The following is a 25,835-nucleotide window of genomic DNA, read 5'->3' on the forward strand; positions in this document are numbered from 1 at the left end:
TCATAGAATCAAGAAAATACACTTCAGGAAACTTCGGAATGGGAAATATGAAACTCTTCGGATCTTCAGGAATAAGAGGGATAGCAAACAAAGAAATCACGCCCGAACTTGCACTTAATGTAGGGCTTGTATTGGGAAGCCGGAAAAAGACTGCAGTTATAGGAAGGGACCCAAGAGTTTCGGCCCCTATGATCGAGCATGCCCTGATTGCAGGACTGACTGCAGCAGGCTGTAGTGTTACAGAGATAGGTCTTGTTAGTACCCCAACCCTGGCTTATGCAGCCAGAGAATACGAGTGCGGTGTAATGGTTACAGCTTCCCACAACCCTTCTGAGTATGTAGGGATCAAACTCTGGAATCCTGACGGCATGGCCTTTGACTCAGCTCAACAGGACGAAATTGAAAAAGCGATTGAAAATGCGGATTTTTCCAGGGTTCCCTGGAACCAGATAGGCAAATTCGAAGAAGACGGAAATGCTATCCAGGCTCATATGAACATGATCAAAAAGCTCGTCGGAAGCTCTAGCCTGAGAATAGTACTGGACTGCGGCTGTGGAGCAGGAGGGACAATTAGCCCTTATCTTCTTCAGGAACTGGGCTGTGAGGTAATAACCCTGAATGCTCAACCTGACGGGCATTTCCCTGCAAGAAATCCGGAGCCAACCGATGAAAACCTTTCCTTGCTCAAAAAAGCTGTTGTGGATTTTGGAGCCGATCTCGGAATAGCGCATGACGGTGATGCGGATAGGATGATGGCTGTGGACGAGAAAGGCAATTTTGTATCAGGCGACGAACTGCTTGCAATTTTCGGGCTATATGAGTGCAATGGTAAGAAAGGAACGGTTGTCGTGCCTGTGGACACTTCGATGATGGTTGACGATTCCCTTCAGGGTTCGGGGATTGTAAGGACAAGAGTAGGAGATGTTTACGTCGCAGAGGGCATAAAACAATGCGGTGCTATCTATGGAGGCGAACCCTCAGGAAGCTGGATTTTCCCGAAGATTTCCTACTGCCCGGATGGAATTTATGCAGCCGCAAGACTTGTTGAGATTGTCAAGGAAAAGAAATTAAGCGAACTTCGAGAAGAGCTTCCCAAGTATGCTACAAAAAGAGGAGCTCTACCCTGTGCAAACGAGAAAAAGGTAGAGTTTATGGAAAAAGTGAAGGATAAACTCGAGCCTCTGGGAAAAGTACTTGATATTGACGGCATTCGCGTAGAAATGGACAACGGCTGGGTACTTGTCCGCCCCTCGGGAACGGAAGCAAAAGTTAGAATCACGGCTGAAGCCAGGGAAAATGTTGATGAGATATTCGAGATGGTTGAAAAGATAGTAAAGGAGGCACTTAAATGAAAGCGGTTGTCCTTGTGGCAGGCAAAGGCACAAGGATGGAACCTCTGACTTCCGGCTGTCCTAAAGTCATGCTCCAGGTTGCAAATAAGCCCATCCTCGAGCATATACTTAATTCAGCTATAGAAGCAGGCATTGAAGGTTTTGTCTTCATTACCGGTTATCTCGAAGAGCAGATAAAGGAGTACTTCGGAGACGGAAGCAAATGGGGAGTAAGCATAGAGTATGTACAGCAAAAAGAGCAGCTAGGGACTGCAAATGCAATAGGCTGTGCAAAAGGCTATGTTGATGGATCTTTTCTTGTACTCAACGGAGACATGCTCATAGGACAGGAGGACTTAAAAGCCCTGGTTTCAAGGACAGAAGAAGCGGTCATCTGCGTAAAAGAGGTAGAAAACCCATCGGATTTCGGAGTGCTTGAAACTGAGAATAATAGAGTTGTCAGGATAATAGAAAAGCCTAAAAATCCTCCAACTAACCTTGCCAACGCCGGAATATATCTCTTCAGGCAATCCATTTTTGATTTTATTGACAGAACCCAGGCCTCAGTGAGAAATGAATTCGAGATTACGGATTCTATCCAGATGCTGATCGATAGTGGAGCAGTCGTAGGCTACAGTCCCCTGGAAGGCAGATGGATAGATATAGGGTATCCCTGGGACCTCCTTAAAGCAAATGAATACCTCCTGAAAGACCTTAAGGGAAGTTGTGAGGGTACCGTGGAACCGAATGCAACCATAAAAGGGGAGGTTGTAATCGGAAAAGGCACTCTTATCAGAAGCGGCTCTTATATCGAAGGCCCAGTGATAATAGGAGAGAACTGTGATATAGGGCCTAACTGTTTTATCCGCCCTTCCACCGCAATAGGGAACCACGTCAGGATAGGAAATGCCGTTGAAATAAAAAATACGATTATCATGGAAAATACTCATGTGGGACATCTAAGCTATGTTGGAGACAGCATTATTGGATGCCGCTGCAACTTCGGAGCTGGTACAAAGGTTGCAAATCTCCGCCATGATGGGAAAAACATAAAAGTCATGATAAAAAGCAGGATTCTTGACTCGGGTAGGAGAAAACTCGGAGTCATTATGGGAGATGACGTGCATACCGGCATCAATACAAGTATAAACATTGGCGTGATAATGGAAAAAGGAAGATATACATATCCCGGAGAGATTGTCAAACATTGATCCAAAATCAGGGTTCAGAAAGAAAAAAATCAGGAACTCTGAAAACAATTCAAGAATTAGGATTTTTCTGAAAACAAATTAGTAGTTTTAAAAAAATTGAATTCTTTTCCCGAAAAGGGAAGGAGAATTCAAATTAATTATTTTTTTGAGATCAAAAAAGGTTATTTTATTTATAAAATGCCTTTAAAGTTGAGAGCATCATGTTTCGGAAAATTCCTTCAGTTTCTACCTTTAGAGAGCCATCATTCATGCTTTTCACTGCTTCTTTTAAGGGCTCTTCCGAATCAAGCACTTTTTTTACGGTTTTTTCATCGGTTTCCACTGTAATGGAAGGCCCAAACTTTGAGTTAGGATCATTAGGAGTGGCATAACTATAGAAATCCCTTATTTTTCCTCCTCCCATTAGTAAAGTCACATAAAGCATCTCGCCGTTCTCAAGTTTGATTTTCCCGGCAATTTCCTCACTGGCTACAAGTCTCTGCAGAACCCCAGGAACTTTATCAAAATTCGTGTTATAAAGCTCGGCTTTTGTACTCAGTTCTGCAAAGAGATTGTTATTTGTAGTAGAGTTCTCAGGCGCTTTATAGGGATCGGCTTTTTTGATATTGCCTGCATTTGAGACTGCCCCTGCTATGGGGGCAAACAAAAGCATAATCAGAAGGAAAAGACTCAAAATTCTAGTTTTGCTGCAAAGAGACATAATTGGAAATAAGAGGCAGGAATATAAAAAAGTTATTGGTACAAATTAAACCGAAAAAGAGCAAGAGAATTAGAATATAGAGAAAGATACAGGCAGGGGAAATTCAGGTAACAGAATACAGGTAATAGAAATTAATCTAATAGATACAATGATAAATAATGCAAAGATTGATGAATATAAAAATTATTGAAAGTTCTATAAGGATTAGTAAAAATGCACATGATATTCTTTGAGTACAGGTACAAATAAATGAAAGTACTTGAAAGCACTTTCGTATCAAATAGAATAGAATAAAAGAAAATTCACCTTCACAGGATTTACTTAGCGGTAAATCTACTACAGGAAATTATCAAAGTTTGAGAGAGGGCCTGAACACCTCGGAACAGTATTTATCGAAGACCTGGTCCTCAATTTGTTCAAATAATTTTTTATAGTTTTTTGATTTTGGATCGTGCTTGCTCATAGTTTTTTTGACTTCAGCGTTCATCTTATCAAGAGTTTTTTGGTCGAAACCTTCAGTATTCTCCATAGTAAACATAAAAATCATACTCTGAAATTACCTTATTTAGGTACTGAAATTTTTAAAGTCGTTAGTTTGCTGTATTACTGATGTAATATCACTGTACAATTCTAAGAATCAATACATATACATACTAATCATATAATTTACTCAAAGTTATTGGTAGATTTTCAAACATGTTTGAAAATAACTTTTGATTCAATAATTATGAGTTTTATATTATTTATCTAATATATTAGTTTTCTCTTTTAGATCGTACCTTCTTGTGCACTATAAAGGACTATAATGCTATAATCTCAAAGCTCTATAATGAATCTTTAGAAAACCCATTATTTTACAGAACTTTTGATTCAAATATATTTCAAATAACAAATGACTTATTTGAATACTCATATAAATATTTTACACTTATACAATGTCCCACAAGACATATACATAGTTACATTGAAGATATGAATATATAATGATACCTGATTGTCTGAGTCCCTGAAAAGAAACCTTGTAAATGGTTCCTCCGGGAGAAGCTTAAAAGCAAGATTTCTAGAAGCCAGTGTCTCAGCTCCAAGAAGAAGATGAGCCTTTCGCAGTCGAATATTTTGCCTAGTTTAGGGGGTTAGTTTTATTAGCTCTTCGGATTACTATAGAGGTATAGAAAAGTATTCGAGTTGATAACAAAGTGCGACCAGTCTCACAAAGAGTGAACGCGAAAAAGAATCATGAAAATAATACCGAGTTTGGGAAATCTACCTCCGAGCTTCTGATCCTGAAGCCTGAAGGTTATCCGTTAAGCGGCATGATGGACGAATATCCTGTTATTGAAAATAGGGATGTTTTTGAATTTTATGCCCGGGAACAGTGGAACGGATATGTTGCCCGCAAGGGAGACTATCTCTTTGACCGACGGATGTTCCCGGATTTTGCCTACCGCATCATAGATGTGGAACCTGCAGAATCCATGATAGGAAGTTCAACTTCAATTATTGTAACTGAAGAAGAAAACGGGCTTCCTTCCTCGGCAGAAATAAAGAGTAGCGTTAAATTTGAAGACGTAATCGGGCAGGAACTTGCAAAGCAAAAATGCAGGCTGATCGAACGCTTTCTTGAAGAGCCCGAACGCTTTGGGAAATGGGCGCCAAGAAATATCCTCTTTTTCGGTCCTTCAGGTACCGGAAAAACTATGCTTGCAAAGGCTCTTGCAAACAAAACCGATGTTCCCATCATACCTGTCAAGGCTACACAGCTGATAGGAGAATATGTGGGAGACGGGGCTCGCCAAATCCACCAGCTCTATGACAGAGCAGAAGAGATGGCTCCTTGTATAATCTTTATTGACGAACTTGATGCCATAGCCCTGGATCGAAAATACCAGGAGCTGAGGGGAGACGTAAGCGAAATTGTAAACGCTCTTCTAACCGAAATGGATGGCATTGTGGAACGTGATGGGGTATGTACCATTTGCTCCACAAACAGGATTTATTCCCTGGATTCAGCTATAAGAAGCAGGTTCGAAGAAGAGATTGAATTCGTTCTTCCCGGAGAAGAAGAAGTCATCAAGATTTTTGAATCAAATGTAAAAACCTTCCCCTTGCAGGTAGAGGACTGTGACTTCCGATCACTTGCAAAGAAAACAAATGGACTTTCAGGCAGAGACCTTGTGGAAAAAGTTTTAAAAACCGCTCTTCACCAAGCAATAATAGAAGATCGGGAAGTAGTAGCAAGTAAGGATTTTGAAAACGCGCTTGCAAAACTTGGCAGGAAATATGCCCTCCAGGGTCCTTCTGAACTTTATATTTAAGCTAGAGGAAAGGTAAATACTGTTAAAGTATGAAATTCAAGGTATTTATTTCTAAAAAAGTAACACACTTTTTTAGATAATTTTTGGAAAAGTTTTTGTTTAAAATATAAATCTTTTTGAGTATAGTGTTTTTTACATACCCTTTTTGCCTGAAAGAACAGGAACAATTTTATGTATAAAAATCGTTATTTTCTAACAGAAATGAGTTTAATAAACTCTTAACCAGATAAGAAATAAGAATTAAAAGGGATCCCCATGAATGAGATACGTGAAGTCGACCGATTTGAGTGTAAAGTTATAAATGTGATCCAGAACCTGATGTGGAAAGGTATAACGGTAGAAGAAAACAGCACAAAAGGCAGAGTGTATTTCGGAAGAGTAAATAATGATCTCAATATTAGTTATGGAGACACTCTTTACTTAGGAGTCAAGCCTATCTATGAAGTAGAAGACAAAACCATGCATGTCACGCTTTACGATGCTGAAAACAAAAAACTGGATTGGACTCTCGTCTGAATTATTCTGATTCTGCACAGAATAATCCATACTTTCGTTGTAACTATAATTTTTTGAATAAAAAAGATTTAAGTCTTATTTCGACCTATAAGGGATTTCAATTTCCATCAGGTCTTCGGCTATAATTACATTTTCAAACACTTTTTTCGAATCAATCAGAAGAGGTTCGGCGTCATCAGTATACCGAGAACTGATATGGGTAAGGATTAACTTCCTGACCCCAGCCTCCTTTGCTAGGGTTGCGACTTCCCCTGCTGTCGAATGTTTTGACTCTTCCGCCCAATCTGCCATTTCATCCGCAAAACTGCCGTCATGGATCAGCACATCTGCACCCCGACTGGCCTCAAGAACGGACTCACAGGGTCTTGTATCCCCGCTGTATACAACAGTCCTTCCTGGCCTTAAGGCTCCCATTACATCTTCCGGTTTTACAAGCTTTCCATTAACTTCTACCGTGTTTCCTTTTTGTAATTTTGCGAAAAGAGGGCCAGGAGGAACACCCAGTTCGATTGCTCTTTCTCTGTGGAAACGCCCTGGGCGGGGATTTTCTATAAGGGCATATCCGAGGCTTGAAATACTATGTTCGGTTTTTAAAGCTCGGATCACATATTCTTCTCTTTCCACAATATCTCCTGGTTTTAACTGGATTCCTCGGACTTCGTATTTAAGGTTGAAGTAGCCAAGAGCTTTAAAAAGCTCAGTAAATTCCATTGTCCCCTCAGGGCCGTAAATCAGAAGAGGCTCTTTCCTTCCCATGAAAGACATTGTCTGGATTAGGCCAGGGATTCCCAGGAAATGATCCGCATGGAAATGACTGATAAAAATAGAGGACAGGCTCATCATTCCCGTCTTTGCCCGCATCATCTGTTGCTGGGTGCCTTCTCCACAGTCGAACAGAATGAGCTCTCCTTCCCGATTAACCATTACTGCGGACGGGTTTCTATTGCGAGTAGGCAGAGAGCCTCCAGTACCAAGAAAAATTATGCGCAGCATATCGAACTCAGTAATTACTTAAGAGGTATTTATTGATTACCATCATCTTAACTGCATCACAAACCGTTTCAAAAGAAGCTTTTGACCGCAAGCCTTTTTTGAAAAGGATTAAGCGCAAACCTTTTCAAAAAAGGTTTGATCGAAAACGGGGCAATGTTTGAGTTTGAGGAGCTTGTCACGAACCCCTATCTGGCATGATCAACCGGCGCAACTGTTGAAGCCCAACAGTTGCATTTCAGAAACAGGATCTCATATAGATGAATAAATAAGATCCAATATAAAGAGTCCATAGATAATAATATGTTAAGATGGGATAGTATTTATTATAAAAGCCCTTTAAATCCTACAGATTTACATTTCTATCAATCTTCCCTTTAAGAAGACATGCTTTCTTCTTTAAAAGTGATGACCATCAATCGAGCTCCCCCAGCCAGGATATAACTATCCAAAAGATATGAAGAAAGCATGCTGAGAGATAAAAATCGTCTATCGGGAAATATAAAGGAAAAAAGGAAACGTCATTAATATGTCAGGAAATTACGGAAAAGTTTACCTTGTAGGCTCAGGTCCTGGAGATCCAGAGCTTCTTACCCTGAAAGCCCGCCGTCTAATTGACAGTGCTGAAGTAATTATCTATGACCAGCTTCCTGGAAAAGCTATTCTGGATTCAATGCCGGCAAGTGCGGAAAAAATCGATGTTGGAAAATATGCCGGCAACCACACTATGACCCAGACTGAGATTAATGAAGTGCTTGTGCAGAAAGCAAAAGAAGGAAAGATGGTAGTCAGGCTTAAAGGAGGCGATCCCTACGTCTTCGGGAGAGGCGGAGAAGAAGCCGAGGTGCTTGTAACTGAAGGCATTGAGTTTGAAGTCGTGCCAGGGATCACTTCTGCAATTGCAGTGCCTGCTTATGCAGGAATTCCGGTAACCCATAGGGAAAGTACCTCGATGGTCACGTTCATAACCGGGCACGAAGATCCCACAAAAGAAGAGAGTGGACTTGACTGGGAAACCCTTGCAAAGTTCGGAGGAACAATTGTAATCCTTATGGGCGTGAAAATGCTCGGCCGGAACGCAGAAGAGTTAATGAAACATGGGAAGGACCCTCAGACACCTGTTGCAATTATTGAGAGAGGAACGAGGCCTGACCAGAGAGTAACTGTGGGAACCCTTGAAAATATTGCCAGTCTGGCAGAGGAAAGAAAAGTAAAGGCTCCAGCCATTACAGTTGTAGGCGATGTAGTACGCCTGCAAGAAATCCTAGGGGAACAGCGGACAGGAGCGGCTTTTTAACCCAGCACGGAAAGAACAGGATATAACAGGAGAGGGAAATATGGCAGAAGAAAGAAGGCCTGTCATTGCAATCATGAGGCCAGAAAGCTACAGGGAAAAATCAAAAGTACTTGCGCAAGACTACGGTTTTGAACCAATATATGCCCCCATGATCCGGCTTGAAGGAATGAAAGATGAGGGATTTGAACCTTTCTTGCAGAGAGTTCTTACTGGAATGTCTGACTACGTGATCTTTACCAGTGCAAATGGAATAACCTTTACCCTTAACAAGCTCTCGGAAACTGAAAAGAAAAATTTTATTACATCACTTAAAAAAACTAGGGTAATAGCAATAGGACCTAATACGGAAAAGGAACTCATAAAAATAGGAATTGACAATTCTTTCCTGCCAGGAGATTACAGTTCCGAAGGAATTGTAGAAGCTCTCTGCCCTGAAGTAAAAGGAAAAACTGTAGAGCTTGCCAGGAGCGCTTTTGGAGCTAAAGTTTTAATAGAAGGACTTGAAAAATGCGGGGCTATTGTCAATGAGACTCACGTGTACACGCTCAGCATCCCTGAAGGAACAGATCAGAAAGAACTGATCGAACGCACACTTGCAGGGGAAGTGGATGCTTTTGCTTTTACAAGCTCGATGATGGTAAAAGGCTTTATGAAACATGCGAAAGAGCTGGGATCAGAGGAAACTATAAAAGAGTCTCTCAACATGGCCGTGGTAGGAGCTATAGGAACGCCTACAGGGAACACACTGAGGAAATATGGAATTAATGCGAACGTAATTCCCGACGAGTTCACTTTTGAAGCCCTGTTAAAGGCTATAAAGAACCAGCTTTGAGATTTTGATAGACATGATAGGTATTTCAAAACTTTACTGTGGAACAGTGGAACCATCTGATGCCCTTCGCTATGGAAGGGAATCAAAGAGGCTTCCCTCTCATTTACTCCAATTTTCAAAAGATAAAAAGCCAGTTGTGGTCTGGAATATGACCCGTCGCTGCAACCTGAAGTGTGTCCATTGTTATGCTCAGGCAAAAGATATAGAATTTGAAAACGAGCTTTCTACTGAAGAGGGCAAAGCTCTTATCGATGACCTTGCAAGTTTCGGGAGCCCGGTGATTCTTTTCTCCGGAGGAGAACCAACGATGAGAAAAGACCTGCCTGAGCTTGCAGCCTATGCCCGTGAGAAGGGAATGAGGGCTGTGATTTCCACAAACGGGACACTCATAGACCGGGACTTGGCAAAGAAGCTGAAGGACGTAGGACTCTCTTACGTAGGAGTCTCCCTGGATGGAATAAGGGAAACAAATGACAAGTTCAGGGGCATGAAAGGAGCATTTGACGCAGCTATTAAGGGGCTTCACAATTGCCAGGAAGAAGGCATAAAGGTGGGCTTGCGTTTTACCATTAACAAGCAAAATGTCAGGGATATTCCTGCAATCTTTGATCTGCTTGAAGAAGAAAAAATTCCCAGAATATGCTTTTATCATCTGGTTTACGCAGGTAGGGGTTCAGAAATGGTAAGCGAAGATCTTTCCCTTGAAGAATCCAGGCAAGCTGTAGACTTAATACTCGAGAGGACAAGAATACTCCACGAAAAAGGTTTTCCTGCCGAAGTCCTGACTGTTGACAACCACTGTGACGGGCCTTACCTGTACATGAAGCTCCTTAAAAAAAATCCGGAGAGAGCTGCCGAAGTATTTGAACTTCTCTCCATGAACCAGGGCAATTCCTCAGGGATAGGTATAGGCTGCGTATCCTGGGACGGAGCGGTACATGCCGACCAATTCTGGAGACACTATTCTTTTGGAAATGTGCGGGAACGCCCATTCAGTGAAATCTGGACTGACCTAACTAATGAACTCATGGCCGGGCTTAAAAACCGTAAACCCCTGATAAAAGCCCACGCAGACCGCTGTGCGCAATGCAAATGGCTTGATGTTTGCAATGGTAATTTCAGAGTACGGGCCGAAGCCGTATACGGGAATGTCTGGGCAGATGACCCTGCGTGTTACCTTACAAAAGAAGAAATTGGATATTATAAGGCCTGAAATCCTTTCAGGCTCTATTTAATAATGGCTTTATTCACCTGCTTATTTATTAATGGTTAATCCCAAAACTCAAAATTGCTTCTCAAAATTTCATATTATTAATAATTACTCTAGTGCATTCATTCCAAAATATGTCAAAATCTCAATTTTGGATCCACATTAAAGAAAAGAACAGTCAAGTACATACATACTAAAATTAATTTTAAACGTATATATGAACCGTGTACTCTTCAAAAGTACTGCAGAAAGGAAAAAAGCGCACGGAAAGTCTCCGTGCTTTCCGTGTATTCTGTGTTTATCTCTTCTCTTAGCTAATGAGAAATTTAGTAATTAGCTATAACAGAGCTTCATGACCATAGTATTTAGTTTTTAATATTGAGATTAGATATTGTCATACTGCAGTAACTACTATCTTCATTCAGGATTATTAATTACCTATAACCGCCGTGATGGCCACCGTAGCCACCGCGGTGATGATCGTAGCCGCCATGATGACCGTAGCCGCCGTGGTGATGATTGTAGCCGCCATGATGGTCGTAGCTGCCGTGGTGATGATCGTAGCCGTCGTGGTGATGATCGTAGCCACCGCGATGATGATCGTAGCCGCCATGATGACCATAGTCACCACGGTTGTAACCGTCATTTGCACTTACTGCAGCAGCTGTTATTGACACTACAAAAAGAACTACCGATAAAATAGTCAGTGTCTTTTTAATTCTATCAATCATTTGTTTCCCCATTTGTTTACACCCCAAGTTTTTATTTATATGGTAGAATCTAAAGTTGTTAGTTTTTCAACTCATTTCCATTAGCAGATACACTGCTTAAATATAATCTTACCAATTAACAAGTCAAATTTATCTGTAGAATACTATTGGTAAAATTATCCTCATATTATATGTCGCTAATTTATACGTCGGTGAAACTGCTCCAAATTGTATCGCTACGACAGTAGTATTTAGCGAATATAATATTAGAAGAGAGATAAATATTAATTATATATAAATATTAAGCTTATCAAAAAATTAAGGTTATATTCCACATTTCGTAGATGTAAGCAAAGTGGATTGTAAAAATCAAGCTCAGGGACTCGCCTTACAGGAGTACTGGGAAGAAATAGAATACAATAACACAGCTGCCATCGGCGGGTCCAAACTTGAGAAAGAAGAATAAGCTCCTTGCAGTTAAACACCAATAACAATATAAAATATCCAAACTATAGTATACTGTTGTAAGTATTGGATAATCAAATCTTAAAATTGGCGACTACTCAATTACAAAAAACTACTCAATTACAAAAATTAACTTGAGATGGGATTATATTGCGGAAAAACATACAACTGTGGGAGTTCTGGAAAAGTGGGGGTAATTTGAGGTGGCATCACTCCATGTTAATACTTTAAGCCTCGGGGACCCATTCAGGGATTGGCTTGTTGAAGAAGTTGTCGGGCATCGGCTCAAGAATAAAAATTGCTCTGTTGATGTTTATAAGTACAAGTCATCCCATACGGTCTGCAGGTATCATTTCAAGGGTGAACACTTTAGCGTTATGGCAAAGTTTTTTGCTGAGCCTACCGGTCAGTTGAAAGATTATAACCCTTACAAAGGCATGATGAACGAATATCTGAATCTTAAAAAGGCTGCTTCTGTAATAAATGTTGCAAAGCCGCTTGCAATCAATAAGAAGTTCAATTGCGCCCTTGTAACCGAACATATACCTGGAAAATCTCTGGCGTGGTACTTCAGTCATGAAGAAAAACTTTATGAAAAACTTGCTGCTGTTGCGCATATGCTTAGACATCTGCATGAGCATACAAAATCTTCCTACAATAAGGAAAAAGAGTTCGGAAATTATCATGAAGTGCTGGACCATCTGAAACTGGATAGTAACATCAGAGAGACTTTCAATAGACTGCTTGGGCAATGGTGGTACAGTCCTCTTCTAAACAGGGAGTACGGCTGCATGGTTCACAGGGACGTTACTCCTTCCAATTATATCTTTTGTAAAGGTCAGCCTTATGCACTTGACTTTGAAAGTTCCTGGTTTCACGCGCATCCAGTAAGAGATCTCGGGATTCTCACCGCAGAAATTAAAAATGAGTTTGAACTGCACAGAGGGGGAGGATGGAAAGCCGAACCGTATATAGGAAATTTTCTCTGGGAATACAGTAGCAATGAAAAGAATTTTAACTATGTTACTGAAGTTTTGCCTTTTTTTATGAGTATAGGACTTCTCCGTTCGGCCAGGCTTCATCGAGGAGACTATAGAAATTATTTGATTAAAGAAGCACGTGAATGCTTAGAAGCAATTAACAAAAGATAAAAACCGACAGAATAAAAAATAAAGGCCAATTGACTGAAAAATAAGAGGCAATTAGATAAGGATAAAGGGCAATTAAGTAAAGGAAGAAGCTAATTAACTGAAAAAAGTTAATTAAGTAAATGAAAGATAGTTAAGTAAAATAAAAAGCAATTAGGTAACTGTTTAGTTAAGGGTGTGGGAGGAAAAATCATCTCTAACGATTACAAGCTTGAAAAGGGTGAAACTAAGGTTACATTTTTGAGTCATTCCCCAGAAAAAGGAGAGAAGGCATTTGAGAGCTGCCATATAAAAGGGGTTATCTTTGACTGCTACGAGACCCTAATTGATATTCGTACCGAAGAACATAGCTTGGAGACGTATCAAGTGCTGAGCGCGTGGCTCGCCTATGAGGGAGTAAAGATAAAGCCTGAAAAACTGTGGGAAACGTATATGTTTAAGGTCAGGCAGAAAATGGAGAACTCCAAGGAAATATATCCCGAGATAAAGGTAGAGGAAATCTTTGCAGAGATTTGCAGGGAGAATTCGGTCTGGAAAATTGACGAAGAAAGTCTTGGAGTAGAGACTTCAAGGGTTTTTAGGGCAGCTTCTATACGAAAACTCCAAGCTTTCCCTCAGAGCATAAAATTAATTGAACACTGTATAAATATCCCGAAGTGCATAATTTCTAATGGTCAAAGAGTTTTTTCCGAATTGGAACTCAGGTTCCTCGGGCTCCATGATTATTTTGACTTTGTTATCTTCTCATCAGACGTAGGGTACAAGAAACCTGACCTCAGGATTTTTATGACTGCGCTCAAAAAGATGGACCTTGAACTCGAACCCAAGTGCGTTATGTCAATAGGAGATTCTAACGAAAACGATCTAGTGCCTGCAAAAAAACTTGGAATGCGCACCATGCATATTGAAGAGGCATGGAAACAGTTCGGTCTGAATGAGTAACTGGAATGAAAAATCAAAATTTTTTCAATAAGGCAGTAAATTCCCAAATTTTTTATTTAATCTTTTTTCCCTTTATTATGAAGACTACCTATCTTTTGAATTTAAACAGGGATTTAACAATACGCTTTATACTTTTATAAAAGAGCTCATCCCAAAACCCATTTTTCTCAATTGTCAGAATTATTCAGGATTGCTTTCATGATCAGAGGCTCGATTTGTCACAAAAATAAAAGATTCAAAAAGCATTGTGAGTTTTGAGATGAGTTCTGTATATAAAAACCCAACTTCGTGTTGTTAAATAAAACTTTAAATAAAAGAACTATCTATTTTATTTGAAAACATTCTACAAAATGAATCTTATTTTTCGTTAATGGAGATATTACAAATAATATCGCAAAGATTTTTCATATTTATAGAATATAATATAAAACTGGAAGAAAATTCTCGGGCAATATATAAAAATATGATGATTTTATAGGTTGATTTTTATGGATATTACGTTGATTTTAAAACTCACGTGTGTCGTTTTGATGACCTGGTTTGTTTATTTTATTTTGTTTAAACTATTAGATATTTTAGGAAGCGTAAGGAATTTAAAAAAATAAGGAATTTATGAGACGATTACAAAACTTCATCTAACTCATTATTGCTGCTAATATTACACCCAAGATTTGATATTTCTTTGATTTTATATCTTGAAAATATCTTCTTACACGAATCTATCTAACTAAAGAATTCCTCTATTGTACTTTTCTTTTATATTCCTCACAATCTACCTTTATTGGGCTTCCTGTATATGGTTTAGATAGAGGAAGATAGGGCAATATGGATTTCCATAGAAAATCAATTTTTTCACCTAACCATAATCTAGGTCCAGATATTTCCTCTGCACAGTCCTTGTACAAAATTAATTACCTATAGAATTAAAAACTATACATTGCTATTTACTAAATATATAGATATTTACGTAAAATATATATACGATAGCTATTATCAAGTGATTAATTGAAGACAAGATTATAGAAGCTAGAATTATAGACGCCAGAATTATAGATGTCATAATTATAGAAATCTAGAACTCTAAAAATTCCGAAAAACTGAAGGAGAGTCCCTATGCTCCAAAACGGAAAGATAAAAGGTCTAATTTTTGACTGTTATAAAACCCTTATTGACATCAGGACTGATGAGAAAAGCCGGGAAACGAACGAAAGACTGAGCAGGTGGCTGCTTTATCAGGGCGTGAGAATCGAACCTGATCGGCTCAGGGAAGAATACAGACGGAAAGTAATACAAAGACTTGGAAATTCAGGCCATCAGCACCCGGATATCCGCATTGAAGAAATTTTTACAGAGATCTGTGCCGAAAATGCTTTCCGGGAAATCGATCCCAAGTGGCTTGGAGTTGAAACTGCCAGAACCTTCAGGACTGCATCCTTAAGAAAGCTTGAAGCCTATCCCCAGAGTTTGCGCCTGCTTGAGAAATATCGAAATGTCCCGAAGTGTATCGTTTCCAATGCCCAGAGAGTTTTTACCGAACAAGAACTTCGCTTCCTGAACCTTTACGATCAATTTAACTTCGTAATTCTATCTTCCGACCATAGGATCAAAAAACCTGACACCCGACTTTTCAAGCTGGCTCTTGACCAACTTGGACTTGAACCCTGGGAAGTACTCTCAATCGGCGACACACCCGAAAATGATATTTACCCACCCCAGAGCCTGGGAATGAATGCAATGCACATCCGCAAAGCATGGAAATACGCATAACTGGTACAGATCACAGGAAGAAGAGAAATTGGATAGAAAAAAGAAGAAGTTAGCTTTTTCTAAGCTGAATCCGAGCAGAATCTAACCCGAACTTTGTTTTATACTTTTTAACTTGCATCTATTTCTGCTTTCGTTTCAGTCAATTTCTATTTTGGGCCATTCTAAAATATTACACAGTTTTCTTGAGAACTATAGCCTTCTGACAGCTTTCCTTTCTAATAGCATTACTATATGCTGACAAGTTAGTCTATGCTGCCAATAGTAAGATTATAACTGATTGTAAGTATTTTATTTTATGAAAATTGTTTTTCGGATAAAAATGCAATCAATAGAAGTCAAATGTATATACCTGTCAAATACTGGATAGGGCATTGAAAAAGAAGAAATGTTCACTTCATACAAAACCAGATATATTTAAATAATCGCAAGCACTCTAAACCCCAAGAGTTCTTACACTATTTCCCAATCATGGAGTGTCTTTATGACAGAATCAGAAATCCCAAAAGAATATAATGCAAGTGAGGTTGAGGAAAAGTGGATGGAGAAGTGGAACCTCTCCATGTACCATTTCAACTGGGGGGAAGATACCCGCCCCCAATATATTATCGACACCCCTCCTCCTTATCCTACAGGTAATTTCCATATCGGAAACGCACTTAACTGGTGCTATATTGACTTTGTTGCCCGATACAAACGTATGCGTGGGTACAATGTAATGTTCCCTCAGGGCTGGGACTGTCACGGCTTGCCAACTGAAGTCAAGGTTGAAGAAATTCACGGGATAACGAAAAACCAGGTTCCTCGAGCCGAGTTCCGCAGGATGTGCAGGGAACTTACTGCAGGAAATATCGACAAGATGCGAAAAACAATGCTGCGTTTGGGTTTTTCTGTTGATTGGAGCAACGAATTCGTTACCATGGAACCTTCATACTTTGTAAAAACACAGAAATCTTTTGTCAGGATGTATAATAACGGATACATCTATCACGAAGAACATCCTGTCAACTGGTGTCCCCGCTGCGAAACTGCCATTGCTTTTGCAGAAGTCGAGTATGAAACAAGGCAAACAAAGCTTAACTTTGTTCACTTCGACAAGGTAGACATTGCAACCACCAGACCAGAACTTATGGCAGCCTGTGTTGCAGTTGCGGTAAACCCTGAAGACAAACGTTACAGCCAGCACATAGGCCAGGACATTACAGTTCCGCTCTTTGGCCAGAAAGTTACTCTGATTGCCGATGAGGATGTTGAGCCTGAATTCGGTACAGGCGCTGTTATGATCTGTACTTTCGGGGATAAGCAGGACGTACGCTGGTGGGCAAAATACGGACTCCCTCTTATAAAAGCCATCGACAAACAGGGAAAGATGACAAAAGCAGCAGGCAAGTATGAAGGCCTGAACATTGCCGAGTGCAGAGAAGCTGTCATTGCTGACCTGAAAGCCGCAGGTTTCCTCTATAACCAGAAGCCTCTGGAACAGAATGTAGGGCTTTGCTGGCGCTGTGATACTCCTATCGAAATCCTTTCGGAGCCCCAATGGTTCGTAAAAATCGACAACGATGGTATCCTGAGAGCTGCAGATGAGATTAAATGGTATCCTGAATATATGAAAGTCAGGCTTCAGAACTGGACAGGCACTATGGAATGGGACTGGTGCATTTCCAGACAGAGGATATTTGCAACCCCAATTCCGATCTGGTACTGCAAGAAGTGCGGGGAAGTAATGATTGCAGAAGAGAGCTGGCTTCCAATTGACCCGAATGAAGCAGTTCCGAAGAAAGCCTGCGCCTGCGGCTCAACCGAATTTGAACCCGAAACCGATGTGCTTGACACTTGGATGGACTCTTCGATCACGGCATTACACGTCACGGGCTGGGAAAGCGAGCACGACCTCCGCCTGCCTGCACAGATCCGCCCACAGGGTCATGATATTATCAGAACCTGGGCTTTTTACACAATCCTGCGGAGTTTAGCCCTTGAAGGAAAGAAACCCTGGGACTCTATAGTAATTAATGGTATGGTACTCGGGCCTGATGGACATAAAATGAGCAAATCCCTTGGAAACGTTATTTCTCCTGAAGAAGTAACCACACAATACAGTGCCGATGCTTTCAGGCAATGGGGTGCAGTTGGCGGGTCCACAGGTTCGGATGTAATGTTCCGCTGGAAAGACGTGGTCTCAGCTTCTCGCTTCCTTCAGAAGATGTGGAGTATCTATAGATTTTCAATGTCTCACCTGAAAGGCTTCGGACAAGAAGACGCCGAGAATTTCCCTGTGGAATCTCTCCACATAATTGACAGGTGGCTACTGAGTAAACTTAACAGAGTTGTAGACACTGCAACAAAGGAGTTTGATGAGTACCAGTTTGATTCTACCTTCAAAGCCATAAGAGGTTTTGCCTGGGAAGTCCTTGCTGACAACTATCTGGAACTAGTAAAAAGCAGGCTTTATGGCGATGAGCCCGAAAGCAGGAGAGCAGCCCAGTATGTGCTCTACAGGACAATTAAAACTCTCTCGCTTCTGCTTGCACCCTTTATACCCTTCTTTGCGGAAGAACTATACTCAAGGTTTAGTGATGAGAGTGTCCATACACAGGCCTGGCCGGAAGTAGAGGAAAGCTTCATAAATGAAGAAGCCGAAGCTGCAGGGGAACTGATTAAGGAGATCACAGGTGAGGTCCGCAGATACAAGTCTGAACTGGGAATGGCACTTAATGCCCCTCTGAAAAAGCTTGAGATATACAATGCAAATATCGATACAGGAGATATTGCAGGCGCTACGAACTCCGAAGTTGAGTTAATGGAAGGAGCTCCTTCCTTTGAATATGTGCCAGTAGAAGTTAAACCCAATATGGGTATCCTGGGCCCCAGGTTCAGAAAAGACGCAGGCGCTGTCGTGAAAGCTCTCAAGGCCGAAGACCCTGCTGCAATTGAAGCTCAGGCCGCTTCAGGAAAAATAACCGTTAATGTAGACGGCAAACCTATCGAGCTCGAATCCGAGGCTGTAGAGATAAGGAAAGAAGTTATCTCCGCAGGCAGAGAGGTCGATGTGCTTGAAGTCAGAGGCGCGGTTGTTGTAATTGTAAGGTAAGCAAAAGCTTACCTTTTTAAAATTATCTGGTATAGAATAATGCTTATTTTTCCAGCTTTTTACTAACAGTTGAAGGCAGGACCAGCTCTGAAAGCAGGACATCCAAAGGCCAGATTCCATAAATTCAAATTCCGATTTTAATTCAAATTCCAATTCTTATTCCTGCACACGCCACTGTAAAACCTATTTATATAATTTTATTTATATTCTTTATCTTATTATTACTGGAGTGCTATTTTCAAAGATACAAAATAGACATCAAATATGGAAACTAGACATCAAATATGGAGAACATTCGAAGATAATTTATAAATTGCTTAGCTTAAATTAAGTATTTTTATAAAGCCGGAATCTCGAAAAACGGGCATTTAGAATTAGTCCCCACATTTAAAAAATATTTGTTGCAAAAATCTCAGGCTAGATTCAGAGTAGTGAAGTGGCTATATTACTTTACCTTGCAATAGAGCGAATTAACGAGATTAAAGTATCTGAACTTTGCTGTGCTCACAAAGAGGAACATAATTATATAAAGAAAGTGAAAAAATATAGACTTCCTTTTTCAATGTGAAACTTTATATACATCTAGGTAATCTGTTTCAGAAATGTATTATTCATACCTGGAGTTTTTATGACAAAAGTCGAAAAAGTATTATTGCTGCTCAAAAACATGGTGTATGAAAGCACCAGTCCGCAGGAAACTCTCAAGTTTGCGAAGTATTACAGGAGTAAGGGGCTCGATGTGCAGGTAATCCTGTGGGGTCCTATGGGTGTGTTGCTTGCAAAGAAAGATAAAACAAGGGGATCACCCAAATACGATGCCACTGTTCAGGAATGTATCGACATGGGAGTTGAATTTCGGTGCTGCCAGCTTGCCTCGGACATGATCGGACTTAAGAAAGAAGAATTGATACCTGGAATTGAATTTATCTGCTCAAAAGAAGTGGCCGAGCTTTTTCTGAGATACACCGAAGAAAATCAGTTAATCATTAATTTCTGAGCCTTAAGAACATTTAGAATTAAATAAGAAACTTAAGAAACAAAATTTTCAAGTAGTTGGATGTGTTTTACTGAAGCCCTTTCTGAAGTAATGTTTTCTTCGACCTAATTCTACCCGGACCCGATTGATCCTGCAATCAGTAAATATAGATATGAAACAGGCCTATAGAACATTTAATCTATATTTCATCCAATTTTAGTCACTTTAAAAATTCTTATTGATTTCTGAGCCTTACTTACCAGATCCCCTTTTAACGGATCTGCAACCGAGTCTGAGAATTTTTATATAAATATTAAGGTTTGTAAGATTACAAGTATTCCTTGAATGTTAAAGGAAGCCGACAGATCTTTTTATGTATAGTGAAGGTTTTTTTACACAGCTTGAGAGTTATAGAATACGTCACATTGAGGAATGGATTATATGTCAATGTGGATATAGCTAGAATAAAGATACAAAAACGCGAATCAATAGATAGAGCGTTTTTGCACATATCGCATCCCTTCAGTCAATTAATTTTAAAGAAATGGAAAGAAAATAACTTCAGCAGGTGATTTCATGTTTTTACAAGATTATGAATTAAGTGAGGAGGAGAAAATTCTCTTACAAAAGGTTCTAGATGGAGATGTGGCTCTTCGCAAGATTGAGGAGTTTGCAGACCCTGTAACTTCAGTAAAACTCAGACGGCTTGCAATACAGGAGTTTGAAAAACTCGAGTTTGAGCACATTCAGAATTTTTCCCTTGATGTTGAGGCCGCATCGAAAAAAAATATTGAAAACATGATAGGCGCAGTTCAGATCCCTCTCGGAGTTGCCGGACTTCTGAAGGTAAATGGCGAATACGCAAATTCCGAATACTACATTCCTCTTGCTACAACTGAAGGGGCTCTTGTTGCCGGTGTAAATCGCGGCTGTTCGGTGATCACGAAATCAGGTGGAGCAAATGTAAGAGTCTTTGAGGACGAGATGACCAGAGCACCTGTCTTTAAGCTTGAGAGTCTTAGCAGGGCTAAAGAATTTTATGAGTGGGTAAAATGTCCTGAGATTTTCGAGCAGATGAAAGCCGTTGCTGAAAAGACGACACGTTTTGGAAAACTGCTTTCCGTAAAACCCTTCGTAACTGGCACATACGTATACCTCAGGTTCTCGTACGACACAAAAGACGCCATGGGCATGAACATGGTGACTATAGCTACTGATGCAGTGATGCACCTTATAGAAGATGAATTCGGTGCACATCCGGTTACCCTTTCAGGAAATATGTGTACCGACAAAAAACCCGCTTCCATAAGCACAATTCTCGGAAGAGGAAAAACCGTTGTAGCCGAGGTTACCATTCCAAAAGAAATTGTCAAAGAGACCTTGAAATGTACACCAGAATCCATGTTTGAGGTGAACTACAGCAAAAACCTTTTGGGTTCAGCAAGAGCAGGATCACTTGGCTTTAATGCCCATGCTGCAAACATTATTGCTGCTATCTACCTGGCCTGTGGGCAGGATGCAGCTCATGTTGTAGAAGGAAGCACTGCAATTACGAGCATGGAGCTTACGAAATACGAAGAAATTCACTGCTCTGTTACCCTGCCTGCCCTGCCTGTAGGAACTGTTGGAGGAGGCACTAGCCTTGGAACCCAGAGAGATTGCCTGAATATTCTTGGTGTTGCAGGCTCAGGTGACGTTCCCGGAGTAAACTCCAAGAAATTTGCAGAAATCGTAGCTTCTGCCGTGCTTGCAGGAGAAGTTAACCTTATAGGAGCCCAGGCTGCGGGGCACCTTGCCCGCGCTCATGCCCAGCTAGGCCGTGGGAAGTTCTAACGCAACCGTTGAGCCGCAACCGTTGCGCCGGTTGATCACGCCGATAGGGTTTGGGGGTAAGGCTAAAACTCAAACGTCGCTAGGGGGGTTTCGCTCAAGCCTTTTTAAAAAGGCTTGATTTGAAACAAAAGTTAAATTTTATACGGGTTAGATTTACATTAGGCGAGGAATCCCCCTATTATGGCACAGAATGACTTTTGGGGACCATATTTCTATTTTCTCTTTTTGCTGGAAATTTATCTCTGTTTTAGTTGAAGACCCGGATTTCTTATCTTTTTACTGAGAAAGAAGATTTGAAAATTATATTGATTTATTATTATTTAATTTTTGATAAATTAGAAACCCTTATCATAATGTGAATTTGTAAACTTAATATGGAGGCATGCATGAGCAATCCTGTGGATATTCTGGCATGCGCAGTTACCTTATTGCTTTGCTTTTTAATATTATATAGTGTGCTGCAGGCAGATATATTGATACTTGGAATTGCCCTGGTAGGCTGTATTCTTTTTGGGAAGGTTCTCTATCTATTTTAAATCTAAATCGCCGATTTGCTTATTAAGAGCTCATCCCAAAACTTAGAACTACATCCTTATATCTCTGATTTTGAATAATCAATCGATCCTTCGATCATGAAACTAGTTCTAAAATCCTTATATATATAAACAAGGTAGATTTCGAGATGAGCTCAATTCCATTTTTATTATTTATTTCTTTTTGCCAATTTCACACAAATAAGGAAAAGAAGCAAGGTTATTTAAGGTTAAATAATAATATTTTCTCGGGGAACTCAATAGAAGAAAGCTAGATAGAGCCAGTAGCAAAAGGACAAGGAAAAAACTATCCAATAAAATTCTATTTTGCTGTTACTGTTTAAAACAGGCTCGAGGCTTGAATTTTAATGCATTTCATCAGCTAATAAAAAACCCTCGCACAGTACCAATTAAGACCTGTAAATTAGCCATAACTGAAATTCACCAATCGGGATTCATGGGGTAAAAACGTTGGTAAACTGAGCGAGCCAGAGAAACTGAAGATAAATAGAAGATAAAGAAAAATATGGGGGTTAAGTTTCTGGAGTATACACTTCGAATAGGAGGAGAGGCCGGACAGGGACTGCAGACCATAGGAGGAGCTCTTGCAAAGGTTTTCTCTCGAATAGGATATCATGTATTTACGCACCAGGACTACATGTCGAGGATACGGGGGGGACATAATTATTATCAGATACGGTTTTCCGACCAGAAAATCTCGGCATCCAGAGAGATGGTAGATATTCTTCTGGCTCTTGACCTGAACACCATTAAAATTGCCAGAAAGAATGTGAAAGACGGAGGATTTATTCTCTATGACTCTGAAATTGCCAAACAGAAATTCGAAGAACCGGAGTTCATAGATATTCCCTTCCGAAAGATAGCGCTGGATGTCGGGAAGAACAGCGTTATGGCAAATACTGTAGCAACCGGGGCAGCGCTTGGGTTGCTTGATCTCGGGCTTGAAGCCTTAAAAGAGATTTTGAGAGAAACTTTCCTGAGAAAAGGGGAAGAAATAGTCCAGAACAATATAGCCTGCGCAGAAGCAGGCTATAAATACGCTCTTACGAATTGCCCCAGATGCGAAGCTTTTGGAATCCGTGAGCCTGAGGAGAAAAGGCACATGCTCATAACCGGGCTGCAGGCAATCGGAGTGGGAGCAATTATGTCTGGCTGTAAGTTTTATTCGGCATATCCTATGTCGCCTTCAACAGGAATTATGGAGTATCTGGCTTCCAGGACGGAAGAGTATAATCTCGTTGTTGAGCAGGCTGAAGACGAAATTGCAGCTATTAATATGGCGATAGGAGCTTCTTTTGCAGGGGTAAGGGCTATGACCGGAACGTCCGGAGGAGGATTCGCCCTTATGGTCGAAGGACTTTCCCTTGCAGGAATGACCGAAACTCCTGTTGTGATTGCGGAAATGCAGCGCCCTGGACCGGCTACGGGTTTTCCCACACGCACCGAACAGGGAGACTTGCTTTTTATTCTTCACGCAGGCCACGGAGAGTTTCCGAGAGTTATTTTCGAGCCAGGAACTCCAAAGCAGGCTTTTTACCTGACTAACAGGGCTTTCGAACTTGCAGAAAAATACCAGATCCCTGTGTTCATTCAGTCCGACCAATACCTCGCAGAATCTGAATGGACTTTTGAAAACTTCGGTTTGGAGAACCTAATTTATAACGATTACCGACTGAGGGAAGAGGATCTTAAAGGCGTTACGGACTATAAACGTTACAAATATTCCAGTACAGGAATTTCTCTTCTTGCAGTCCCGGGGGAAGCCGGAAAACACCTTGTAGTAGCGGATAGTGATGAGCATGACGAAGATGGGCATATTGTAGAAGATTCCGAAACCCGCATTAAAATGGTTCACAAAAGGCTGCTGAACAAACTGCCGCTTATAAAGAAAGAAATCGAAGCTCCGCTTTTATATGGTGACTCCTCTCCAAAGATAGTGCTTGTAGGGCATGGATCTACTTATGGTGTGATAAAAGAGGTGGTTGATACAATTTCTAAGGACAAGAAGGTCGCAATGCTACATTTCAGTCAGATTTACCCTCTTCCCGAACTGGAAATGTTCGATTATATTGGGCTTCTTGAGAACGCAGATCTTACAATTTGCATAGAAAACAATGCCACTGGGCAGTTTGCAAAACTTCTAAAGGCAGAAACTGGATTTGGATTTTCTCACCAGATAAGCAAATATGATGGGAGACCTTTTACAATTGAAAACCTGAAGGAGGAGTTGAATGCCTACATCTGAAGAGTATAAAGGCCAGGTTCCGGCCTGGTGCCCTGGATGCGGAAATTTTCAGATTCTTTCGGCCATCAAACAGGCACTTGTCGAACTTGGGATTGAACCCTGGGAAGTTCTTGTGGTTTCGGGAATAGGACAGGCTGGAAAACTGCCCCACTATATAAAGTGCCATACGTTTAATGGGCTGCATGGTAGAACCCTGCCTGTGGCTACAGCTGCAAAACTTGCCAACCATTCCCTTCACGTAATTGCAGTTGCAGGAGATGGTGATTGCTACGGGGAAGGAGGAAATCATTTTCTTCATGCAATCCGCAGGAACCCGAATATTTCCATGTTCGTGCACAATAACCAAGTTTACGGACTGACCAAAGGGCAGGCCTCTCCTACTACAGCAGAGGGAACCTACACAACAATTCAGCCTTATGGCGTCCTTCAGGAATCAATGAACCCACTTGCCATGGCGATTTCCCAGAACTGTAGCTTCGTAGCTAGAGGTTTTGCAGGCGATCAGGAGCACCTTAAAGAACTTATGAAAGCTGCCATAACACACAGAGGTTTTGCCCTTCTTGATATTCTTCAACCTTGTGTGACCTTCAATAAGATAAACACATTCAAATGGTACAGGGACAGGGTTTACAAGCTTGGGGACGATTATGACCCTTACGACCATATAAAAGCCTTTGAGAAATCTCTGGAATGGGGAGATAAAATCCCAAATGGTATTTTTTATAAGTATGAGAGAGATGTATTTGAGGAGAGAATTCCGGCAATTCAGGAAAAACCCCTTGTAAGGCAAAAGTTTTCTCCTGAAGAAGTAAAGCACGAAATTGAGAAATTTTATTGAAATCTCCTCTTTCTATTTTTGTTTAAAATCGATTTTCTGAAATTTTGACATTCCTCAGAATAGTTTCAAGTTTAGAAGTAGCTTCTAATTTGAAAAATCGTTCTTAAATTTGTAGACGTTTTTAATAATACCCGGATGAAATCTTCACTGCGTTATCTCTTTTAATTTTTAAAGAGATGATAATAAATTAAGAAATATTAGTATCTATTTGAGATTTATATGTATTTGTATGGGAGGTAATCAATGGGGGACCATGCAGATAAAATTCTGAATATCTCACTTTTCATCAAAAAATCTCTGTCAAATGTTGAGAAAAAGAAATGCCAAGAAAAGTGAAAAAACTGTACCTATTATTTTTGGGGATAAATTGAGTCAAGAGTTACTTAAAAGTGAAGATTTGTGCCTTGAGGAAGAAAAAAGTTTCATGAGGTATATTGGAGAATCAAGCGTTGAAGAGCTTATTAGGATTTAAGAGCTTATTATGGATTTAAAAGATATTAAGAAACTCCTGGCCTGAGCAGAGGTCTGAAAGTCTAGACTCACAAGTGAGAAAGTAAATAAAAGAATGGTGACGGAGAAAGCCCGTCACAGAGAGATTAAAATCAGCTCTTAAGATTTTGCTCTTACGCATTTTCACTGATGGAAAAGCTCTTCTTTTGCATGGTTAAGGTTTTTATTTGCTTCCTCGATTTTATTGGCAGCTTCCAAGATATCCTCAGAAGCTCCGAGAAAACCATCTTTTTTGGCTTTCTGGGCCCATTCCCTGAGACTCTGTATGTGGCTTTCGTTATGCTCTATCCAGTGCTCAATCAAATGTGAAAGGTTCTCGTGACTAAGTTCTTCAGTAATAGTTGTCCCTCCTGT

At 40.4% G+C, this 25,835-nt stretch carries 22 protein-coding genes; 17 read left to right on the forward strand and 5 right to left on the reverse strand.

The annotated features are described in order from the left end of the window. Nucleotides 1-47 precede the first annotated feature (47 nt). Both glmM and glmU read left to right on the forward strand, forming a co-directional pair. A complete protein-coding gene (glmM, locus tag BP861_RS11820; RefSeq protein ID WP_292376064.1) occupies nucleotides 48-1,352 on the forward strand; it encodes a phosphoglucosamine mutase in 1,305 nt (434 codons plus the stop codon). Next, a complete protein-coding gene (gene glmU, locus BP861_RS11825; protein WP_292375768.1) occupies nucleotides 1,349-2,542 on the forward strand; it encodes a bifunctional sugar-1-phosphate nucleotidylyltransferase/acetyltransferase in 1,194 nt (397 codons plus the stop codon). Before glmM ends, glmU begins: the two co-directional genes overlap by 4 nt. A gap of 166 nt (nucleotides 2,543-2,708) precedes the next feature. On the opposite strand, the gene BP861_RS11830 is transcribed toward glmU, so the two are convergent. Both BP861_RS11830 and BP861_RS11835 read right to left on the reverse strand, forming a co-directional pair. Then, a complete protein-coding gene (locus BP861_RS11830) occupies nucleotides 2,709-3,194 on the reverse strand; it encodes a hypothetical protein (protein WP_292375770.1) in 486 nt (161 codons plus the stop codon). Between the two features lie 397 nt (nucleotides 3,195-3,591). After that, entirely contained in the window at nucleotides 3,592-3,771 is a 180-nt protein-coding gene (locus BP861_RS11835) for a hypothetical protein (RefSeq protein ID WP_292375772.1), read from the reverse strand. A 667-nt stretch (nucleotides 3,772-4,438) separates the two neighbouring features. Between BP861_RS11835 and BP861_RS11840 the strand changes: the two genes are divergently transcribed. Both BP861_RS11840 and BP861_RS11845 read left to right on the forward strand, forming a co-directional pair. Next, a complete protein-coding gene (locus BP861_RS11840; RefSeq protein ID WP_292375775.1) occupies nucleotides 4,439-5,557 on the forward strand; it encodes an AAA family ATPase in 1,119 nt (372 codons plus the stop codon). Nucleotides 5,558-5,812: 255 nt separating this feature from the next. Continuing rightward, nucleotides 5,813-6,073, forward strand: a complete 261-nt coding sequence (locus tag BP861_RS11845) for a hypothetical protein (protein ID WP_292375777.1) — start codon at nucleotides 5,813-5,815, stop codon at nucleotides 6,071-6,073. Between the two features lie 75 nt (nucleotides 6,074-6,148). On the opposite strand, the gene rnz is transcribed toward BP861_RS11845, so the two are convergent. Then, nucleotides 6,149-7,066 (reverse strand): ribonuclease Z, encoded by a 918-nt coding sequence (gene rnz / locus BP861_RS11850; RefSeq protein ID WP_292375779.1) that lies wholly within the window; start codon nucleotides 7,064-7,066, stop codon nucleotides 6,149-6,151. Between the two features lie 526 nt (nucleotides 7,067-7,592). On the opposite strand from rnz, the gene cobA reads away from it, so the two are divergent. The 3 genes from cobA to ahbC are packed head-to-tail and all read left to right on the forward strand — an operon-like array spanning nucleotide 7,593 to nucleotide 10,405. Further along, entirely contained in the window at nucleotides 7,593-8,360 is a 768-nt protein-coding gene (gene cobA, locus BP861_RS11855) for a uroporphyrinogen-III C-methyltransferase (protein ID WP_292375780.1), read from the forward strand. Between the two features lie 40 nt (nucleotides 8,361-8,400). After that, entirely contained in the window at nucleotides 8,401-9,192 is a 792-nt protein-coding gene (locus tag BP861_RS11860) for a uroporphyrinogen-III synthase (protein ID WP_292375782.1), read from the forward strand. Nucleotides 9,193-9,205: 13 nt separating this feature from the next. Next, on the forward strand, nucleotides 9,206-10,405 hold the full coding sequence (ahbC, locus tag BP861_RS11865) for a 12,18-didecarboxysiroheme deacetylase (RefSeq protein WP_292375784.1): 1,200 nt from the start codon (nucleotides 9,206-9,208) through the stop codon (nucleotides 10,403-10,405). 431 nt (nucleotides 10,406-10,836) lie between these two features. Here the strand turns inward: ahbC and BP861_RS11870 are convergent, their stop codons facing one another. Next, nucleotides 10,837-11,145: a hypothetical protein gene (locus tag BP861_RS11870; protein ID WP_292375786.1), complete on the reverse strand. Its 309-nt coding sequence runs from the start codon at nucleotides 11,143-11,145 to the stop codon at nucleotides 10,837-10,839. A gap of 635 nt (nucleotides 11,146-11,780) precedes the next feature. Here BP861_RS11870 and BP861_RS11875 point away from each other — a divergent pair. The 10 genes from BP861_RS11875 to BP861_RS11920 all read left to right on the forward strand — a co-directional run bounded on the left by BP861_RS11875 (nucleotide 11,781) and on the right by BP861_RS11920 (nucleotide 25,443). Beyond that, nucleotides 11,781-12,728: a phosphotransferase gene (locus BP861_RS11875; protein ID WP_292375787.1), complete on the forward strand. Its 948-nt coding sequence runs from the start codon at nucleotides 11,781-11,783 to the stop codon at nucleotides 12,726-12,728. Between the two features lie 174 nt (nucleotides 12,729-12,902). Further along, complete coding sequence (locus tag BP861_RS11880) at nucleotides 12,903-13,667, forward strand: HAD family hydrolase (RefSeq protein ID WP_292375789.1); 765 nt, start codon at nucleotides 12,903-12,905, stop codon at nucleotides 13,665-13,667. 1,113 nt (nucleotides 13,668-14,780) lie between these two features. Next, a complete protein-coding gene (locus BP861_RS11885) occupies nucleotides 14,781-15,434 on the forward strand; it encodes an HAD family hydrolase (RefSeq protein WP_292375790.1) in 654 nt (217 codons plus the stop codon). Nucleotides 15,435-15,915: 481 nt separating this feature from the next. Next, complete coding sequence (locus BP861_RS11890) at nucleotides 15,916-18,525, forward strand: valine--tRNA ligase (RefSeq protein WP_292375792.1); 2,610 nt, start codon at nucleotides 15,916-15,918, stop codon at nucleotides 18,523-18,525. A 628-nt stretch (nucleotides 18,526-19,153) separates the two neighbouring features. After that, entirely contained in the window at nucleotides 19,154-19,522 is a 369-nt protein-coding gene (locus tag BP861_RS11895; protein ID WP_292375794.1) for a DsrE family protein, read from the forward strand. A gap of 555 nt (nucleotides 19,523-20,077) precedes the next feature. Further along, nucleotides 20,078-21,334 carry a hydroxymethylglutaryl-CoA reductase (NADPH) gene (gene hmgA / locus BP861_RS11900; RefSeq protein WP_292375796.1) on the forward strand — a complete coding sequence of 419 codons (1,257 nt, stop codon included), beginning with the start codon at nucleotides 20,078-20,080 and terminating at the stop codon, nucleotides 21,332-21,334. A gap of 386 nt (nucleotides 21,335-21,720) precedes the next feature. Next, on the forward strand, nucleotides 21,721-21,870 hold the full coding sequence (locus tag BP861_RS11905; protein ID WP_292375798.1) for a hypothetical protein: 150 nt from the start codon (nucleotides 21,721-21,723) through the stop codon (nucleotides 21,868-21,870). A gap of 523 nt (nucleotides 21,871-22,393) precedes the next feature. Beyond that, nucleotides 22,394-24,133: a 2-oxoacid:acceptor oxidoreductase subunit alpha gene (locus BP861_RS11910; protein ID WP_292375800.1), complete on the forward strand. Its 1,740-nt coding sequence runs from the start codon at nucleotides 22,394-22,396 to the stop codon at nucleotides 24,131-24,133. Next, nucleotides 24,120-24,971, forward strand: coding sequence for a 2-oxoacid:ferredoxin oxidoreductase subunit beta (locus tag BP861_RS11915; RefSeq protein WP_292375802.1), 852 nt, complete (start codon nucleotides 24,120-24,122; stop codon nucleotides 24,969-24,971). The genes BP861_RS11910 and BP861_RS11915 overlap by 14 nt, the downstream gene beginning before the upstream one ends. Nucleotides 24,972-25,275: 304 nt before the next feature. After that, nucleotides 25,276-25,443: a hypothetical protein gene (locus tag BP861_RS11920; protein WP_292375804.1), complete on the forward strand. Its 168-nt coding sequence runs from the start codon at nucleotides 25,276-25,278 to the stop codon at nucleotides 25,441-25,443. 161 nt (nucleotides 25,444-25,604) lie between these two features. Here the strand turns inward: BP861_RS11920 and BP861_RS11925 are convergent, their stop codons facing one another. Continuing rightward, nucleotides 25,605-25,784, reverse strand: a complete 180-nt coding sequence (locus BP861_RS11925; protein ID WP_292375806.1) for a hypothetical protein — start codon at nucleotides 25,782-25,784, stop codon at nucleotides 25,605-25,607. Nucleotides 25,785-25,835 lie beyond the last annotated feature (51 nt).

Source organism: Methanosarcina sp. UBA411 (assembly GCF_002495725.1).
Classification (GTDB): domain Archaea; phylum Halobacteriota; class Methanosarcinia; order Methanosarcinales; family Methanosarcinaceae; genus Methanosarcina.

Bases quoted from the DNA above. Each gene is read 5' to 3' on its own strand.
- glmM (WP_292376064.1), top strand. From the start codon at position 48: ATGAAACTCTTCGGATCTTCAGGAATAAGAGGGATAGCAAACAAAGAA.
- glmU (WP_292375768.1), top strand. From the start codon at position 1,349: ATGAAAGCGGTTGTCCTTGTGGCAGGCAAAGGCACAAGGATGGAACCT.
- BP861_RS11830 (WP_292375770.1), bottom strand. From the start codon at position 3,194: ATGCTTTTGTTTGCCCCCATAGCAGGGGCAGTCTCAAATGCAGGCAAT.
- BP861_RS11835 (WP_292375772.1), bottom strand. From the start codon at position 3,771: ATGGAGAATACTGAAGGTTTCGACCAAAAAACTCTTGATAAGATGAAC.
- BP861_RS11845 (WP_292375777.1), top strand. From the start codon at position 5,813: ATGAATGAGATACGTGAAGTCGACCGATTTGAGTGTAAAGTTATAAAT.
- rnz (WP_292375779.1), bottom strand. From the start codon at position 7,066: ATGCTGCGCATAATTTTTCTTGGTACTGGAGGCTCTCTGCCTACTCGC.
- cobA (WP_292375780.1), top strand. From the start codon at position 7,593: ATGTCAGGAAATTACGGAAAAGTTTACCTTGTAGGCTCAGGTCCTGGA.
- BP861_RS11860 (WP_292375782.1), top strand. From the start codon at position 8,401: ATGGCAGAAGAAAGAAGGCCTGTCATTGCAATCATGAGGCCAGAAAGC.
- ahbC (WP_292375784.1), top strand. From the start codon at position 9,206: ATGATAGGTATTTCAAAACTTTACTGTGGAACAGTGGAACCATCTGAT.
- BP861_RS11870 (WP_292375786.1), bottom strand. From the start codon at position 11,145: ATGGGGAAACAAATGATTGATAGAATTAAAAAGACACTGACTATTTTA.
- BP861_RS11885 (WP_292375790.1), top strand. From the start codon at position 14,781: ATGCTCCAAAACGGAAAGATAAAAGGTCTAATTTTTGACTGTTATAAA.
- BP861_RS11890 (WP_292375792.1), top strand. From the start codon at position 15,916: ATGACAGAATCAGAAATCCCAAAAGAATATAATGCAAGTGAGGTTGAG.
- BP861_RS11895 (WP_292375794.1), top strand. From the start codon at position 19,154: ATGACAAAAGTCGAAAAAGTATTATTGCTGCTCAAAAACATGGTGTAT.
- hmgA (WP_292375796.1), top strand. From the start codon at position 20,078: ATGTTTTTACAAGATTATGAATTAAGTGAGGAGGAGAAAATTCTCTTA.
- BP861_RS11905 (WP_292375798.1), top strand. From the start codon at position 21,721: ATGAGCAATCCTGTGGATATTCTGGCATGCGCAGTTACCTTATTGCTT.
- BP861_RS11910 (WP_292375800.1), top strand. From the start codon at position 22,394: ATGGGGGTTAAGTTTCTGGAGTATACACTTCGAATAGGAGGAGAGGCC.
- BP861_RS11915 (WP_292375802.1), top strand. From the start codon at position 24,120: ATGCCTACATCTGAAGAGTATAAAGGCCAGGTTCCGGCCTGGTGCCCT.
- BP861_RS11920 (WP_292375804.1), top strand. From the start codon at position 25,276: ATGTTGAGAAAAAGAAATGCCAAGAAAAGTGAAAAAACTGTACCTATT.